At 46.3% G+C, this 14,219-nt stretch carries 14 protein-coding genes and 1 pseudogene; 7 read left to right on the top strand and 8 right to left on the bottom strand.

What is annotated here, in order from left to right:
* Positions 1-44 precede the first annotated feature (44 nt).
* Both AC4IFB_RS06395 and AC4IFB_RS06390 read left to right on the top strand, forming a co-directional pair.
* Complete coding sequence (locus AC4IFB_RS06395; RefSeq protein WP_490778666.1) at positions 45-1,436, top strand: OmpA family protein; 1,392 nt, start codon at positions 45-47, stop codon at positions 1,434-1,436.
* Entirely contained in the window at positions 1,429-3,165 is a 1,737-nt protein-coding gene (locus tag AC4IFB_RS06390) for a 2-oxoacid:acceptor oxidoreductase subunit alpha (protein WP_490779706.1), read from the top strand. Before AC4IFB_RS06395 ends, AC4IFB_RS06390 begins: the two co-directional genes overlap by 8 nt.
* Positions 3,166-3,743: 578 nt before the next feature.
* Here the strand turns inward: AC4IFB_RS06390 and AC4IFB_RS06385 are convergent.
* The 7 genes and pseudogenes from AC4IFB_RS06385 to AC4IFB_RS06355 all read right to left on the bottom strand — a co-directional run bounded on the left by AC4IFB_RS06385 (position 3,744) and on the right by AC4IFB_RS06355 (position 8,190).
* Entirely contained in the window at positions 3,744-3,950 is a 207-nt protein-coding gene (locus AC4IFB_RS06385; RefSeq protein ID WP_490778668.1) for a cold-shock protein, read from the bottom strand.
* A gap of 147 nt (positions 3,951-4,097) precedes the next feature.
* Positions 4,098-4,558, bottom strand: a pseudogene (locus tag AC4IFB_RS06380) (FMN-binding negative transcriptional regulator).
* Between the two features lie 473 nt (positions 4,559-5,031).
* Entirely contained in the window at positions 5,032-5,454 is a 423-nt protein-coding gene (locus AC4IFB_RS06375; protein ID WP_490778669.1) for a YiiD C-terminal domain-containing protein, read from the bottom strand.
* An 81-nt stretch (positions 5,455-5,535) separates the two neighbouring features.
* Complete coding sequence (locus tag AC4IFB_RS06370) at positions 5,536-6,015, bottom strand: NYN domain-containing protein (protein ID WP_490778670.1); 480 nt, start codon at positions 6,013-6,015, stop codon at positions 5,536-5,538.
* Between the two features lie 472 nt (positions 6,016-6,487).
* Entirely contained in the window at positions 6,488-7,237 is a 750-nt protein-coding gene (locus AC4IFB_RS06365; protein WP_490778158.1) for a DUF6683 family protein, read from the bottom strand.
* A gap of 10 nt (positions 7,238-7,247) precedes the next feature.
* Positions 7,248-7,892 (bottom strand): DUF6683 family protein, encoded by a 645-nt coding sequence (locus tag AC4IFB_RS06360; protein ID WP_490778159.1) that lies wholly within the window; start codon positions 7,890-7,892, stop codon positions 7,248-7,250.
* A gap of 49 nt (positions 7,893-7,941) precedes the next feature.
* A complete protein-coding gene (locus AC4IFB_RS06355; RefSeq protein WP_490778160.1) occupies positions 7,942-8,190 on the bottom strand; it encodes a hypothetical protein in 249 nt (82 codons plus the stop codon).
* Positions 8,191-8,288: 98 nt separating this feature from the next.
* Here AC4IFB_RS06355 and AC4IFB_RS06350 point away from each other — a divergent pair, with 98 nt between their 5' ends.
* From AC4IFB_RS06350 to AC4IFB_RS06340, 3 genes are all read left to right on the top strand, one after another.
* Positions 8,289-8,414 (top strand): hypothetical protein, encoded by a 126-nt coding sequence (locus AC4IFB_RS06350; protein ID WP_490779705.1) that lies wholly within the window; start codon positions 8,289-8,291, stop codon positions 8,412-8,414.
* A gap of 174 nt (positions 8,415-8,588) precedes the next feature.
* Positions 8,589-9,416, top strand: coding sequence for a 2-oxoacid:ferredoxin oxidoreductase subunit beta (locus AC4IFB_RS06345; protein ID WP_490779704.1), 828 nt, complete (start codon positions 8,589-8,591; stop codon positions 9,414-9,416).
* Positions 9,413-9,934: a ferritin-like domain-containing protein gene (locus AC4IFB_RS06340; RefSeq protein WP_490778162.1), complete on the top strand. Its 522-nt coding sequence runs from the start codon at positions 9,413-9,415 to the stop codon at positions 9,932-9,934. Before AC4IFB_RS06345 ends, AC4IFB_RS06340 begins: the two co-directional genes overlap by 4 nt.
* 129 nt (positions 9,935-10,063) lie before the next feature.
* Here the strand turns inward: AC4IFB_RS06340 and AC4IFB_RS06335 are convergent, their stop codons facing one another.
* Positions 10,064-10,387 (bottom strand): hypothetical protein, encoded by a 324-nt coding sequence (locus AC4IFB_RS06335; protein WP_490778163.1) that lies wholly within the window; start codon positions 10,385-10,387, stop codon positions 10,064-10,066.
* 630 nt (positions 10,388-11,017) lie between these two features.
* On the opposite strand from AC4IFB_RS06335, the gene AC4IFB_RS06330 reads away from it, so the two are divergent.
* Complete coding sequence (locus tag AC4IFB_RS06330; protein WP_490778164.1) at positions 11,018-11,479, top strand: hypothetical protein; 462 nt, start codon at positions 11,018-11,020, stop codon at positions 11,477-11,479.
* Between the two features lie 354 nt (positions 11,480-11,833).
* Positions 11,834-14,149, top strand: a complete 2,316-nt coding sequence (locus AC4IFB_RS06325) for a multicopper oxidase family protein (protein WP_490778165.1) — start codon at positions 11,834-11,836, stop codon at positions 14,147-14,149.
* Positions 14,150-14,219: the final 70 nt, after the last annotated feature.

Genomic DNA, 14,219 nt, shown 5'->3' with positions numbered 1-14,219 from the left:
TGTATAGCCTCCTTGATGCTTGGAATTCCCTGGAGATGTAAGCTATGACGCTTTTACAGAGATGTGCTTCTCTCATCATTTTGAGTCAGCTCTTTTTTGGTTGTACCACCGCACCAACCCTTTCGGAATATCAGGTTATAGAAACCTATGGTGAGATATCCGCCTTCAAGTCCAGATTAGCTGAAGATAAGCAGAATGGACTATACAATCTTGCGCCACAGGGATTTCAACAAGCAGAGAAAAAACTGCAGCGAGCTATTTCACTTGGTCGCTCAAAGAAAGATACTCAACTCACAAAAACCCTTGCTGAAGGCCGTGAAATTCTCAACAAGGCCGAAGCGGATGCCATTCTGACAAAGGAGCTGATGCGTGAAGTCATCGAAGCGCGACGACTGGCAATAGCAGCTGGCGCAGACAGTATGTTGGAAGATCGCTTTAATGAGCTTGAGAATAAGTTGCGACTGGCCTCTGAACAGGTAGAGCAGGGCGATATCGAGGCCGCTAAGAAGTGGCGCCCTGAAATGTTGGAGGGCTATGCGGAGATCGAACTGGAAGCCCTGAAGCAGGATGCAACAGAAAACGCACGATATGACATCTCTCAAGCAGTACACAGCGAAGCGGATGAATATGCACCCAAGACGTTAAAAATGGCCCGGGAGGAGCTCGCGTTTGCCATCGCAGTACTGGAAACAAATCGGACTCACCGGGAAAAGGCTAAGAGCCACGCACTTGAGGCGAGTAAACAGGCAAGAAGAAGTATTGAAATCACCGAACTGATCAAAGAGTTTGATCGAAGAGAGTACTCATCCGAAGATACTATCTTGTGGTATCAAAAGCAGCTGGCTGAAATCAATGAAGCATCAGATGAGGCCTTACCTTTTGACCTCCCCAATCATGAAGTGGTGAGTGCGCTAAAGGGCAAACTGGCCCATTTAGCCGACTTGAGAGAGGCGGAATTGGCCACCAGGATCGATCTGGAGACCCGTTTGGCCACAGTAGAGCGTCAAAATCAGGAGGCACAAGCACGCTTCGATAAGATTCAGGATCTGTTCTCTGCCGAGGAGGCCAATGTCTATCGTCAGGGACACAACATATTGCTTGAATTGAGAGGCTTTAACTTCCCCAGTGGAGGAAGCGATATCCAATCAGAAAACTTTGCCCTTTTGGATAAGATCGTGACGGCGATAAAGTCCTTCCCCAGCCCTGATGTAGTGGTTTCCGGGCATACCGATTCAACAGGGGGGGATGAAAATAATCGAGATCTATCACAACAGCGTGCTAAGACTGTAGCCTCCTTCCTGGAGAAGGTAGGTGGGATCGAGAGAACCAGCTTAACTGCAATCGGTTATGGTGAGTCTCGCCCGGTGGCAAATAACGAGACCGAGATTGGTCGCAAAAGTAATCGCAGGATAGAGGTGCTCATCATCAATGAATAGCCAACAATCCGCTGCAGAGCCCAAACTCTACTCTGTTGCCATAACCGGTTCTGGTGGCAGTGGTGCTGTTACTGCAGGTCGTATCCTTCTTGAAGCAGCGGCCCAATGTGGATTTCAAGGCTTGATGACCCGTTCGGCAGGACCTCAGATAAGAGGTGGTGAATCGGCGGCTATGGTGCGATATGGTCCTATGCCCGTCGATTCTATGGGGGATCAGTATGACCTGCTGGTAGCACTTGATTGGCTCAATATCGAACGTTTTGCTGATGAAATTCCCCTCTCAGATAAAAGCCTCATACTCTGTGATCCCAAGGCGGGCGAGGTACCAGCTCTGCTACGCAGTAATGGTGCTGAAATTCGAGAGATTCCCTTTAAAACCTTTGCTTCAGGACTGCCGGACGGACGCATCAATATGGTGGCACTGGGGGCTGCTGCTGTTGTGTGCGGGCTACCACTGGAAGCTATGGAAGAGAGTGTGCGGCAGGTATTACATACGAAACAACCGAAAGTTGTTGAGAGTGCACTGCGCGCCCTTGAGTTGGGATTCAATCATGACAAGCGTCCCCAGAAACAAAGCAAAGCACCAGGTAAGCAACCCGATCGATGGAGTATTACCGGTAATCAGGCCTGTGGGCTTGGCGCTCTACGCGGCGGTATAAGGTTTGTCGCCGCTTATCCCATTACTCCGGCGAGTGAAATTCTCGAATGGTTGGCTCCGAGATTGGAAAAAGTAGGTGGTTCACTGCTACAAGCAGAGGATGAACTTGCTTCGATCAATATGATCATAGGCTCTTCCTTTGGTGGCGTGCCCTCGTTGACCGCGACCTCTGGGCCGGGACTTAGCTTGATGGTGGAGGGGCTGGGTTTGGCATTGGTGAGTGAGACGCCAGTTACCGTTATCAATGTTATGCGTGGCGGTCCATCCACGGGGATTCCCACTAAATCAGAACAATCTGACCTGAATATTGCGCTGTATGGGCTGCATGGTGATGCGCCTCACCTGGTGCTCGCGCCACTCTCGATACGGGATGCAGTTTTTACAACCCAGTGGGCGGTGCAGCTCTCTGAACACCTGCAGACAATCTCTCTGGTGCTCTCTGATCAGTCATTGGGGCAATCCCAAGCCATCATTGAAGCACCTGAGAACATTGAGTTGCCCCTGCAGCGATCGATTGCTGATACGCCAGGTGATGACTACCGACGTTACCAGCTTGCTGCTGAAAATGTTTCACCCATGAGCCTGCCGGGAACTGCGGGAGGCATGTATACCGCTGATGGCCTCGAGCATAATGACCGGGGAACCCCTTCGAGCATGGCGAGTGATCATCGCCAGCAGTTGAACAAACGACTGCACAAGTTGATAGATTTCGATTTTGGTGACTACTGGGCTGAAATCTCAGGTGAAGGTGACACCTGCTTGATTACCTGGGGTTCTTCTACTGGCGCAGTAAAAGAGGCTGCTGAGAACCTTCTGCAGCAGGGGGAAAAAGTCAAAGTGATTGCGATACGCCTTCTTGCCCCGCTACAGCGCGAACAGCTACTCCAGGCCCTTCGGGGGGTGAGCAAAGTGATGGTGGTTGAGCAAAACCATGGCGGACAGCTTTTTCACTATCTACAGTCAGAGTCAGTGCTGCCGTCGTCAGCCGAGTCATTGGCCCAGCCTGGGCCGCTTCCCTTGCGCCCTGGCCGGATTATAAGGGGGCTTAGCGAGCTGGCTCAAAAGCAATAAGCTGCTCTGTGTCTCTGAAAAGGTTTATAACCACAATTTATAGTGGGTATGCCGACGTTGGTATATGTAACAGATGAAGTGGGCGATTGAGATAAAAAAGACAGCCCGCACAATCCGTTTTGCGCCAAGAATAGGCGGTGAAAACGCTTGCCGGGCTGGCTTAACGTGCTGAAAAAAAAGCACTTACTGGCATGTTATTTATCTGGCTTCTGACTATATCCTTGCCGCTATGATGTACCACTGAGAAGTGGTGAGTCATCATGGAATGGCAAAAGACACACAGGAAATATCAGTCAATTGATGAGTTGATTTAGTATCAATTGACAGTGATATTCAATGTTTGGCAGGAGTTGTGATCTTTACTGCACACCAAATTCACTTTCACAAAGGGGCATACAGCGTTATTACGGAAGTAAACTACAAGATCACTATAAATTGACAGGCTCATGTTATTACAACTTCCGTGTTGTTACAGATTGCTCCTGCGAAACAAATTACCCTGCTATTTTGATACAGCACTGTTTAAGAGCATCTTAAACCTGGCTTTGATCACCACAGCATGGTAATTGTCGATCGGCTTAGATCTCTTTTACTTTTGTAGCGCAAGGACCTTTTTGACCCTGACCTACAATGTATTCAACTTTCTGGCCATCTTTCAAAGTGGCGTAGCCGCCATCATTTTGGATTTCAGAATGGTGAACAAACAAATCCTTACCACCATCATCAGGGGTAATAAAACCAAAACCTTTGTCTGCGTTAAACCACTTTACTGTACCTTGACTCATTGACTTTCTGCCTTTCTCTTCGGGTGTAGATTGTATGCGAATAAGTAACTTTTAAGCTAACTTGGTCACATTCTTGCTCTGTATACATTTTCCGCTGTAAACGGCGTTGAAGAGCACGCAATACGCGCGATCCCCTCCTGAGCGCAGTTATAACACATTTTGCTCCATGGCTTCAGCAAGTTTGTGTGATCCCTGGGCTCTTAATTGCCCTATTATTTGTAATTGATCATGATTCGAGCGATTTTGGCTCATTTTGTACTTACATTGGACCTCCCTGATCGAGACTTCGACACCAACCACAGCCTGCAACATTGAAGTGCTGTATTCAGGCGTCCAAGGGCTCCCAAAAGCTGATTCATGTTTCTTGGTAAGGGCCTCGATAACCTGCTGAAGCTCCCTGGCATCCTGAAACATCTACACTCCCCATAGATATGAACAGCCTGATAGTTCCAGGTGGGGACGCCTGGGCTGCTGTACCAAGCGGGGGAAATATAGCCGTGGGGACCTTGTAAGGATATCAATGCCTGTTGCCCATCAATTTCAGAATGCTGCGGATTGAGTTTGAAAGGTTCCCTAGGTTTTATCCTGCAGGCTTTGCACTGCCTCACAACCTCCCCCCCGCAGCATAAGGTTGATGTAAGGCGCAATCCTTGCCTCAAGCGTAGGGTGGGGCCCAGCCCCACCAAAAGGGGTTGGAAATCCACTGCTTGAGGATGGATAGTATAGATATTGAGTAAACAACAAGTCAGCTGATCCCATTTTCGAACCTCAATGGTGGGGCATGGCCCCACCCTACAGATTTTTGATATCTCGGTACGAAAGGTTCCCTAGGTTTTATCCTGCAGGCTTTGTACTGCCTCACAACCTCCCCCCCGCAGCATAAGGTTGATGTAAGGCGCAATCCTTGCCTCAAGCGTAGGGTGGGGCCCAGCCCCACCAAAAGGGGTTGGAAATCCACTGCTTGTGGATGGATAGTATAGATATTGAGTAAACAACAAGTCAGCTGATCCCATTTTCGAACCTCAATGGTGGGGCAGGGCCCCACCCTACAGATTTTTGATATCTCGGTACGTAAGGTATGCTAGGTTTTGTCCTGCAGGCTTTGTACATACCAGCTGAATGATCCGACACAAGCTGTAATATTTTCACTATCCTTTATTTCTACATCAACTTTTATTATCGAACGCCCCTTCCTTTCAAGCTGCCCGGTAAATTTTTCAATTGCCTCTTCATCTACTCTTGGATATGCAGTTATTGGCTTTGTTGCTGGACGTTTGTATTTAATTTGAGCGTCTCTTACTACAGGTAGAACTTTACCAACAAGGTCTGGGAAGAGATTTTGTAGAAGTTCTCCACTGGCTGCTTCTGCGAGAGCATAGAGTGCACTTGCATGAATGGTTTGTATGTGATTTATAACTGTTTCGTTAAAAGGGAGCGTTAGTGCTCCGTTACAATTTTTCTTTAGACCAACCTTTTTAATAAAAGGAATATGTAAAATATCCACAACTGATCCTTTATATATGAAATTCATGAAACCAAAGATAGGAGAAAGGGTGCGCAAAAAGGTTGCAATGAATGCAAAATATCACTTGCTCAACAGCAGGCTACCCTCGATAGGTATATAATTTGATGCGGAATTGATTAGCGATGCTGCAGTTAGCTGGGGAACACCATAGACCTCTACGAAGCAGCCATAAGCGGCAACTAATCTTTTTGCCAATAAATCGAAATCGCCATCTCCGGATGCCAATACGACTATGTCAGATTCTTCTGCACACTCCATTGCATCTACAGTTATGCCGACGTCCCAATCACATTTAGCTGACCCATCAGATCTCTGGATATAGGGTTTGAGTTTTACCTCAAAACCGATCGCTTTAAGAATGTTCTGGAACTGTTTCTGCTTTTGGTCGCCTTTGTCACAGGTGTAGGCTATCGCATTGATTACCTCTCTGTTGGAAGAGACCTGTTTCCAGAACTCATTGTAGTTAAAGTTATGTCTATAAGCCTGTTTGGTTGTGTAGTAAATGTTTTGTACATCAACAAGTATGGTCACTTTTTGCATATTCGAGTTTGTCTTTAATGCTATTAATATGGTGACCAATTGGATCACTTACTACTGCAGTGAGCCTGCATCTGATTGTTTTAATCTAGGGCCTGTTAACAGGACTAAATATTGGTCGATGAGTGATATTACCATATAAACTAATAGGATAATTCCTGCTGAGCAATTTCAAGATGATGCTGACAAAAACCTATATCGAGCGTCGGTTGCGACCCTGCTGTACCAAAGGTGGTGTTTGTTTGCAGTGGTGATGGTGCGGCAGGGCCGCACCCTACAGTGCGTAACCTCCCATCAAGGGGGGAGGGGCTTTTTAGCTTTTCTGAAGAGAAGGAGCGTTAATGGATCAGCCGTGAGTGATATTGAATGGCTAATTCTTAAGAGTGAGTACAAAGGTTCCTTACCCGACAAATTATTCATTGAAGGGTAGGGCCATTTGATGGTTAATCTTGAGCTGTTTTTTGATAGAGGAAGATTACAGTAAAGAGAGCTTACCCTCTTGGCTGATATGTAGCTTTTCAACATCTATTTTAAAGCTTGCCTGTAATAGTTCTTTGGCTAAACCTTTAATGTTATTAATAGTATTCTGATCAGGTTTTTTACTGAAAGTATCTTGAAACATCACCATCCAGTTGCCAGTCATAGAGAGATATTCGTAGAGTTTCTGTCGTTGGGAGAGATTTGCGTTTTGAATACCTTTGCTTAATGCTTCGTTTGCCGATATCAGTTCACCTACTTGTTTATGCAATTCGAGAAGATTCTCTTCTGGAATCTCAGCGCCTTCGTTATAAGCAGACCAGATACCGTAGAGAAATGAAGCTGTGGCAGTGGCGATGTCACCTTCAGGAACTTTTGCTGCTTTTTCAATACGCTTTTGAACATAAAGCGCAATGTTGAATATCCGCTGCATATTATCCCGGCTCTGTTCAGGAAAATTACTCGCGAGTTCTGTGGCGGTAGCAGATTGGTTGTTTCCGGCGGCCTGCAACTCTTGTTCTGTGATACTGCTTAACTCCCGGACAAAAGCTTTACCCGGATCATCTTCAGCTTGTATGGACACACCATTGGTGGTTTGAGATGACTGTTCAAACAGTTTGTCGAATCCTTCAATCATGAATGATGATGTGCCGGCGCCATTCTCAGATGGTGCACTGTTGATCATTGTTGATGTGGTTGAAAGAATAGAGGCCAATATAAGACGTGAGATTATTAACCTGGTTTTCATGGGGCGTCCTTTACTGTTCTTTATAGTTTTGAGAGGAAATAATCAGTTCACCCTCTTGAGATATTGCAATCGATTCAGGTTCGATCTTTAAGCTGCGGGTTATTATTTCTCTAACCATGATTTTGATATTGTTGAGTGCGGTTTCATCAGGTTGAGAAGTAAGGTGGTGCTGGATCATCAATAACCAGTTGCCAACCATTGCAAAGGTTTCATAGAGTGCATCGCGATTCTTCTTTGACGTATTTTCATACTCTTTGAGAAATTCAGTGCGTGCATACATAACTTCAGTTGTACTCTCAATCAGATTTTTGAACTGTTTCCCTGGTATTGATGCACCCTGATTGAAGATCGACCATATTCCGTACAAAAATATCGTGACCGCGCCGTGTATATCCTGCTGTGGCAGTTTATGAATCTGCTCGAATCGTTGATGTATATAGAGGGAGATATTAAAAAGATTTTCCATCTCACCTCTATGTTGCTTTGGTGCATTTCGGGCAAGTTTCGATGCAGTAGTTGATTTTTTTTTCACAGCACTGTGGAGTTCGAACTCGGTCAGTTCATTGAACAGGCTTTCGTGATCCTTATAGGCAGCCTGTGAATAATTGACTTTTCCAGAGCCATTCTCAGTTTCATGTGTGTTGAATGTATTCACGATAAACCTCGCTGAATAGTGTGGGTTTCAAAATGATGGTTCTTATTCACTAAGTCATATAGAGACGACAGCTGATGTTTGCCGGATATGGGTTGCAGGCTTCCGGGGTGATCTCTGAATGGGGACGTAATGACCGATAGACGCTTACAGTCTGATCATTGTTCAGTTGTTGATTGTTTCGATAACCGGGTTCGTCTGAGACATTGAATAGACCAGATGCACATGCAGAACCATTACCAATACTCTTGGCAGCCCGATGCGAGGAGGATTTAGTCAAGGGGATCAATGTACAATCCATGTAAGTTATCTATCCCTAATAAAAACAGTCAGTTAGAAAACTATGATAGGCTCGGCATAGAGTTGTTGCCGAACTCAGTCAGAATCCTATGCGATATTATGACATCAGACAATATAGGTGGTATCAGGGATAACCCCTATGCCACTCTCGAGGAAGGCTTGATTTATGGCATGGGGGGAGAGCGAATATTGGTATATGCTGCTGAATTGTGCAGCAATCAATAACATTTACTGAATAGCGTTCTAAAACACAGCAGATCAGCTATATTGGCAACATTGGTCAGGAATGCCGATGGTGTCAAATTATAAAAGAGAAGCAGCTTATCCAATTAAAGGGTTACCTGCCAGGTAAGATTGATTAGCGCGTCAATCGTCTTTTCCGTAATTAGGAGGGCAGTTATGCCGGTACCTTCACTGAAAGCAAAAGATTATAAATCGGATATCAAGCCGGTATGGTGTCCAGGATGTGGTCACTTTTCTGTTTTGGCTTCTTTGACCAAGGCGATGGCGCATCTGGGGCTGGTTAAAGAGAATGTGGCCGTGGTTTCTGGTATCGGCTGCTCTTCCAGACTACCTGCATATATCGACAGTTTCGGTTTTCATGGTATCCATGGCCGAGCATTAGCAGCTGCTTCTGGATTGAAAGCAGCTCGCCCCGACCTGACGGTGATCGCCGCTGGGGGTGATGGCGATGGATTCTCAATTGGAGGCAACCACTTTCTGCATGCCTGCCGAAGAAATATGGATATGACCTATATTGTTATGGACAATGAAGTCTATGGAATGACCAAAGGTCAAGCATCACCCACCACCAGACCGAATTGGGAAAAGAGCAAAATGACGCCCCACGGAACGGGTATACCCAGTTTTAATCCTGCAGCTATTGCATTGGCAGCTGGTGCGGGCTTTATTGCACGGGCATTCGCTGGTCATCCTTCTGATTTAACCCGCTCCCTGGTGGAATCGATTGAGTATCCGGGATTCGCCTTTGTCCAGGTTCTTAGCGGTTGTGTCACCTTTCGTCCTGAACAGAAGGAGTGGAAGGAGCAGGTACACCCATTTATAAACGACATACCAACTGATGATCGTATCAAGGCGGCACAGATCATCCAGGCAGATAATGGTCTTGCAACTGGTGTGATCTACGCCAGTCCATTTTCGGTTTGGCAGCCGGAGAATGTCAAAGAGTGCGAGGTCGCAGAGTTGGAGAAGGAGTTTTGTCTATGAATGATGAATCAGTAGAACCTATTACCAATATCGAGGAGTTTCTGGTACATGCCCTGGAGTTGGAGGAGGCCTCCTATGACCACTACGATGAATTGGCCGATAGTATGGAGATCCATAACAATCTGCAGGTGGCAGAACTGTTTCGTAAGCTGGCTGGCTATAGTCGTCAGCATGCGAAAGAGGTTTTTGAGCGAACCCAGGGGATGGAACTGCCCAAGCTAAAACCTTGGGATTTTAAATGGCGCTGCCCCTCTTCACCTGAATCTTTCTGTATGGAAGAAGCTAACTATATGATGACTGTTACCCAGGCTATGGAGATTGCACTCTATAACGAAATCAGGGGCCGGGAATTCTATCAGCAGATTGCCGAGCACTCCCCCAGTGATGCAGTACGCAAGTTGGCTGAGGAGATGGCGGAAGAGGAGGGTTGGCATGTGGCCATGCTGAAGGAGTGGCAGAACAATCTACAGGATGAGCAGCCGATAGAGGATCTTGATCCGCCCAATATGCCCGAGTAGAGGCCTATAGGGCGGATTCATTTGTATTAACCCGGCAATAAAACTAAAAATATCATCTTCAGCCGAAGCGTACCTGCTTGCAGCAAGGGCATGCTTGAAACCCTGAAGACGACATATTTAGTCGCCTGGTTAATGATTTACATGTGATCCTGTTTCAATGTGGGAAACCGGACCTCTATTTTCGATCTCTTTCTCTTCCAATTCCATCTTCTTGAGCAGTTGACCAAAATAGAAGGCGAGGTATGTTGAGGTGTTGAGGGTGAACCAAAAAAAGACAAAGACCCCCAGATAGATCTTTAAACTACTGGTTTGCCCATCGCTCGTCAGGTTCATAACTGCAGAGATCGCTGACGGGTCGATGAATGAGAAGAAGATAAAAGTTAATAGACCTGCTGCGATTGCACTGGTCCATAAAAAGCCAAGCAGGCACTTACATTTAAGTAGATTCAGCACTGATTTCCTCCAGTTTTGTGGTTATGCCGGAGATTATCTCCGGTGGCAGAACCTCAACTTTTTTAACTTGCTGACAATTGTTCCTATCCGATCCTTAGCAAATGGTAGATACCATGTGCATCGACTAGGCCGGCCTGGGTAGGAAGTTAAGAAGCAGGGTTCTTTATTGTTATGTTCTTTTTTTGCAACGCTAGATTAACAATTTAACTACTCATATAAACCATAATTATTTTCTGGAAATAGACTTATTCGTCAATCTGCAGGTTTTTGTGTAATTGCGTGGGGTTCTATTGAGGGTTTTGCTCGAAAATTAAAAAAATATTTACTAATGAAAAAGCATTCTAACTGTTTGTAATTACAACTATTAATGGGTATCACTTACTATAATTGATGAGTGAAAATTGAAGGTTTAATGATTTTTACACACTTTTTAATGCTGAATTAAGGATTGTTCGCTAGGATTTAAATGACTCTGTGTTAACAGACTCCGCTCACTATTTTTTCGAGTGTGCTGGATGATGGCTGTATCAGGACAATTTAAATCAATTGGTGATCGAACAGTGCCGATGGCGTTGCGATCTGCGTTTAACCTGATCCCAGACATAATACTTTAAGGAAAAGGTTAACGTTATGTTGAAATATTTATTCGAAAAAAACCACGAAAGGAAGCAGTTAAAAATTGCGCTCTCTGAATACCATCTGGGTCTGGATGACCTTGATCCCCATGATCTGAAAAAGGTTCTGGCCTCAATCCATAGGCATGTCACTATCGTTTCAAAAAAGTATGGGCAACCCCCAGCACTTGTTTCACACCATGTCATCACTCCGGTAACTTGGGCGATAGCCTACTGTCTGCTGGGTGCTTCCAAAATTTCTCAGATCAATCCTACCTTCCGCGACGATATTGACGAGGTTGAGACTGAACTCGTACTCCACCTTTCAGGTGAGAGTGACGGCGAACAGAGCATCTATCCTGAGATTTTCTCCATCTTTCTTGCTTCTACTGCCTGTCACCCTGAGGTCTTGGATTTCAGACGCAATCTGGGTTACATCAGTCAACTAGAGAATCCTCGAAGTTCCTATGCGCGGTAAGTGATCATCTGGATATCGACTATCTGATCTCTACTCTCCAGTATCCAAACCTCTTAAAGAGGTTATCCCTCCCATCAGTCAGCGATGATGTTGGTCTGTCATTGTCATGCTGTTGTCATAATTAGGGTCTTCTACCCAGTTTACTGGGTAGGGTATGACTTTATTTCCTAAAGAAGTCCTACTACTTGGGCTTTTTTTCCCTTTTTATTTATTTAAGTTTCCTTAAGATTCTTAATAGATTTCCAAGCGGTGTTTAATTGTTGTGGGGTTGGGAATTTCGGAGGGGAGTGTCGGCTGTCGCTAAAAAAAATTGATGGCTACACGAATAGAGTTTAAATCTAGGGGGAATAGGGGATGAAACCATTTCAAATCAAGCCGTCTGTCGCGGCCATGATGTTGGCCAGCCTTTCAGTGGTGGTCACATCGACTCAAGCAGGACATATCTATCAGGGTACTATTGACGGGGCGAGTGTTCCTAAATATGTAACTCCTTTGGTTGTACCACCAGTAATGCCAAAATCCGGTAAGGTCAAAACCTGGATTCCGAAAGCAAATGGTGGAACTAAAAAGAAAGACATTGTCAGATACAAGATCGCTGTCAGGCAGTTTGATCAGCAAATCCTGCCGCAGACTGATGCCAGTGGTAATCCTTATGGTGCTACAACCGTCTGGAGCTATGGCAATAAACGGGATAAAAATGCAGACGGATCTGCCAAAACTGTTGCCCAAGGTGGTACCTTCTTTTATCCCGCCTTCACCATAGAAACGAAAAAGGACAGACCCATCCGGGTTCGTTGGATCAATGATCTGGTCGATGCCAATGGCAACTATCTACCGCATTTATTGCCAATCGATCAGACACTGCATTGGGCCAATCCCTCACAGAATTGCCGTCCTGATCTGCTAACCCTGGGCAATGGCCCTCTGCGTACTGATTGCCGCGGTCAGAGTGGTGATGATTATGCTGGTCCTGTACCGATGGTTGCTCACCTGCATGGCGCGCATGTGGGCCCTGAGAGTGATGGCTATCCGGAAGCCTGGTGGCTGCCAAATGCCAGCAATATTCCTGCTGGCTATGCCACCAAAGGGCATCTGTTCGGAGATATAACCACCGCAACCGGCTTGGCTGGTCCCAGGGTAACTGCGAATAATGGCGCTAGGGGATTTGCTGATTATCAGTATCCCAACGACCAGGATGCATCTACCCTTTGGTTTCATGATCATACTCTGGGTATGACCCGCGCCAATGTCTATGCTGGTCCTGCGGGTTTCTATCTGTTAAGGGATAATGTTGAGGATGCCCTCGGCCTGCCTGGACCTGCGCCAACCAGCAGCAAGCTCAAGCCGAGCAGAAATTTCAAAGAGATCCCAATTGTGATCCAGGATCGCTCCTTTAATCAGGATGGCTCACTCTTCTATCCTGAGACACGGGCACGATTTGACGGTTACGATGGTCTGGTGATGCCCGATTCCGCAGATGGTGTGAACCTGGACTCAGATATCGCACCAAAGTGGAATCCAGAAGCCTTCTTCGAAACCATGGTAGTGAACGGTCAGACCTGGCCCTATTTAGATGTGGTACCGAAACGTTATCGCTTCCGTCTGCTAAACGGTTGTAACTCCCGTTTCCTCAATTTAGATATGAAGGCCTACAATGCTGCTGGTGATCTCTTGGGCGAGGTACCCTTCTATCAGATTGGTGGTGATGGTGGTTTATTGCCTCAGGTGGTTGAGATCTCTACCGGGTTTAAAACAGCACTGCCAGGCAACGGTACTATTCCTGGAAACAAGTCCCCAGCGGATGCAGCCGATGAAGCTCTGTTGATGGGACCAGCTGAGCGTATGGATGTGATTGTGGACTTTTCACGTATACCTCAGGGTACTGCATATGTACTGATGGGTAACACTGCACCAGATTCACCCTTTGGTGGCTTCCCGATTGAAGCGCCGGATGCGCCGGATGCCAACAGTACTGCTCAGGTTATGAAGTTCAATCTGGTGGCGGGTACAGATGATCTTGATCCAAGTACTCCGGTAGAGAGTCTTGTACTTCCTGCGCGCACTACTCTGGCCTCAGGAACGGTTCGTAAGCTGTCACTGCATGAGGAGGAGTCAAGTCTGGTAGAGACCTTAGGTGACAATGGACAGCTGGAACCTGTAGCACCTATGGCCGCAACACTGGGTGCATTCGATCAGACAACCCAGCAGTTCCAGCCCTTACTGTGGTCTGATCCTATCTGGATCAATCCAGGCTTGAACGCAACTGAGACCTGGGAGATCAACAACTTTACCGAAGATGCCCATCCGATCCATCTCCATCTGGTGCAGTTCCAGATTCTGGAACGGGCCACTATGGATGGTACGCCAATCGACCGTGGTGGTGACGGCAATATCGACTGTGCAGCACCTTGTGTAACAGCCAATGAGAGCGGCTGGAAGGACACGGTAATCGCATATCCAGGTGAAGTGACCAAGGTGATTGCCAAGTTTGATATTCCGGGACTCTATGTCTGGCACTGCCATATTCTTGAGCATGAAGACAACGAAATGATGCTGCCATTCTGTGTTGGTGAAGCGGGCAATGATTGTCCCAGCGAACTGTTTCAGATTGACGGTACAGGAACGCCTGGTCATATGGACTCACCGGTTGTCACGGGTCAACCTTTGTAATCTTTAACTAAAGGCGTGGATATGGGGCCCTTACGGGCCCCTTTTGCTATTTGTGCGAAATGAGCAGTCA

It is taken from the genome of Candidatus Thiodiazotropha sp. AKIB8 (assembly GCF_058244675.1).
The sequence above is the reverse complement of the archived record's forward strand: the minus strand, read 5'-3'. Positions and strand labels throughout refer to the sequence as shown.

What these genes read in the sequence shown, in the direction of transcription:
- AC4IFB_RS06340 (WP_490778162.1), top strand. Translation starts at nt 9,413, where the DNA reads ATGAATGATGAATCAGTAGAACCTATTACCAATATCGAGGAGTTTCTG.
- AC4IFB_RS06385 (WP_490778668.1), bottom strand. Translation starts at nt 3,950, where the DNA reads ATGAGTCAAGGTACAGTAAAGTGGTTTAACGCAGACAAAGGTTTTGGT.
- AC4IFB_RS06345 (WP_490779704.1), top strand. Translation starts at nt 8,589, where the DNA reads ATGCCGGTACCTTCACTGAAAGCAAAAGATTATAAATCGGATATCAAG.
- AC4IFB_RS06395 (WP_490778666.1), top strand. Translation starts at nt 45, where the DNA reads ATGACGCTTTTACAGAGATGTGCTTCTCTCATCATTTTGAGTCAGCTC.
- AC4IFB_RS06355 (WP_490778160.1), bottom strand. Translation starts at nt 8,190, where the DNA reads ATGGATTGTACATTGATCCCCTTGACTAAATCCTCCTCGCATCGGGCT.
- AC4IFB_RS06370 (WP_490778670.1), bottom strand. Translation starts at nt 6,015, where the DNA reads ATGCAAAAAGTGACCATACTTGTTGATGTACAAAACATTTACTACACA.
- AC4IFB_RS06325 (WP_490778165.1), top strand. Translation starts at nt 11,834, where the DNA reads ATGAAACCATTTCAAATCAAGCCGTCTGTCGCGGCCATGATGTTGGCC.
- AC4IFB_RS06390 (WP_490779706.1), top strand. Translation starts at nt 1,429, where the DNA reads ATGAATAGCCAACAATCCGCTGCAGAGCCCAAACTCTACTCTGTTGCC.
- AC4IFB_RS06365 (WP_490778158.1), bottom strand. Translation starts at nt 7,237, where the DNA reads ATGAAAACCAGGTTAATAATCTCACGTCTTATATTGGCCTCTATTCTT.
- AC4IFB_RS06350 (WP_490779705.1), top strand. Translation starts at nt 8,289, where the DNA reads ATGACATCAGACAATATAGGTGGTATCAGGGATAACCCCTATGCCACT.
- AC4IFB_RS06330 (WP_490778164.1), top strand. Translation starts at nt 11,018, where the DNA reads ATGTTGAAATATTTATTCGAAAAAAACCACGAAAGGAAGCAGTTAAAA.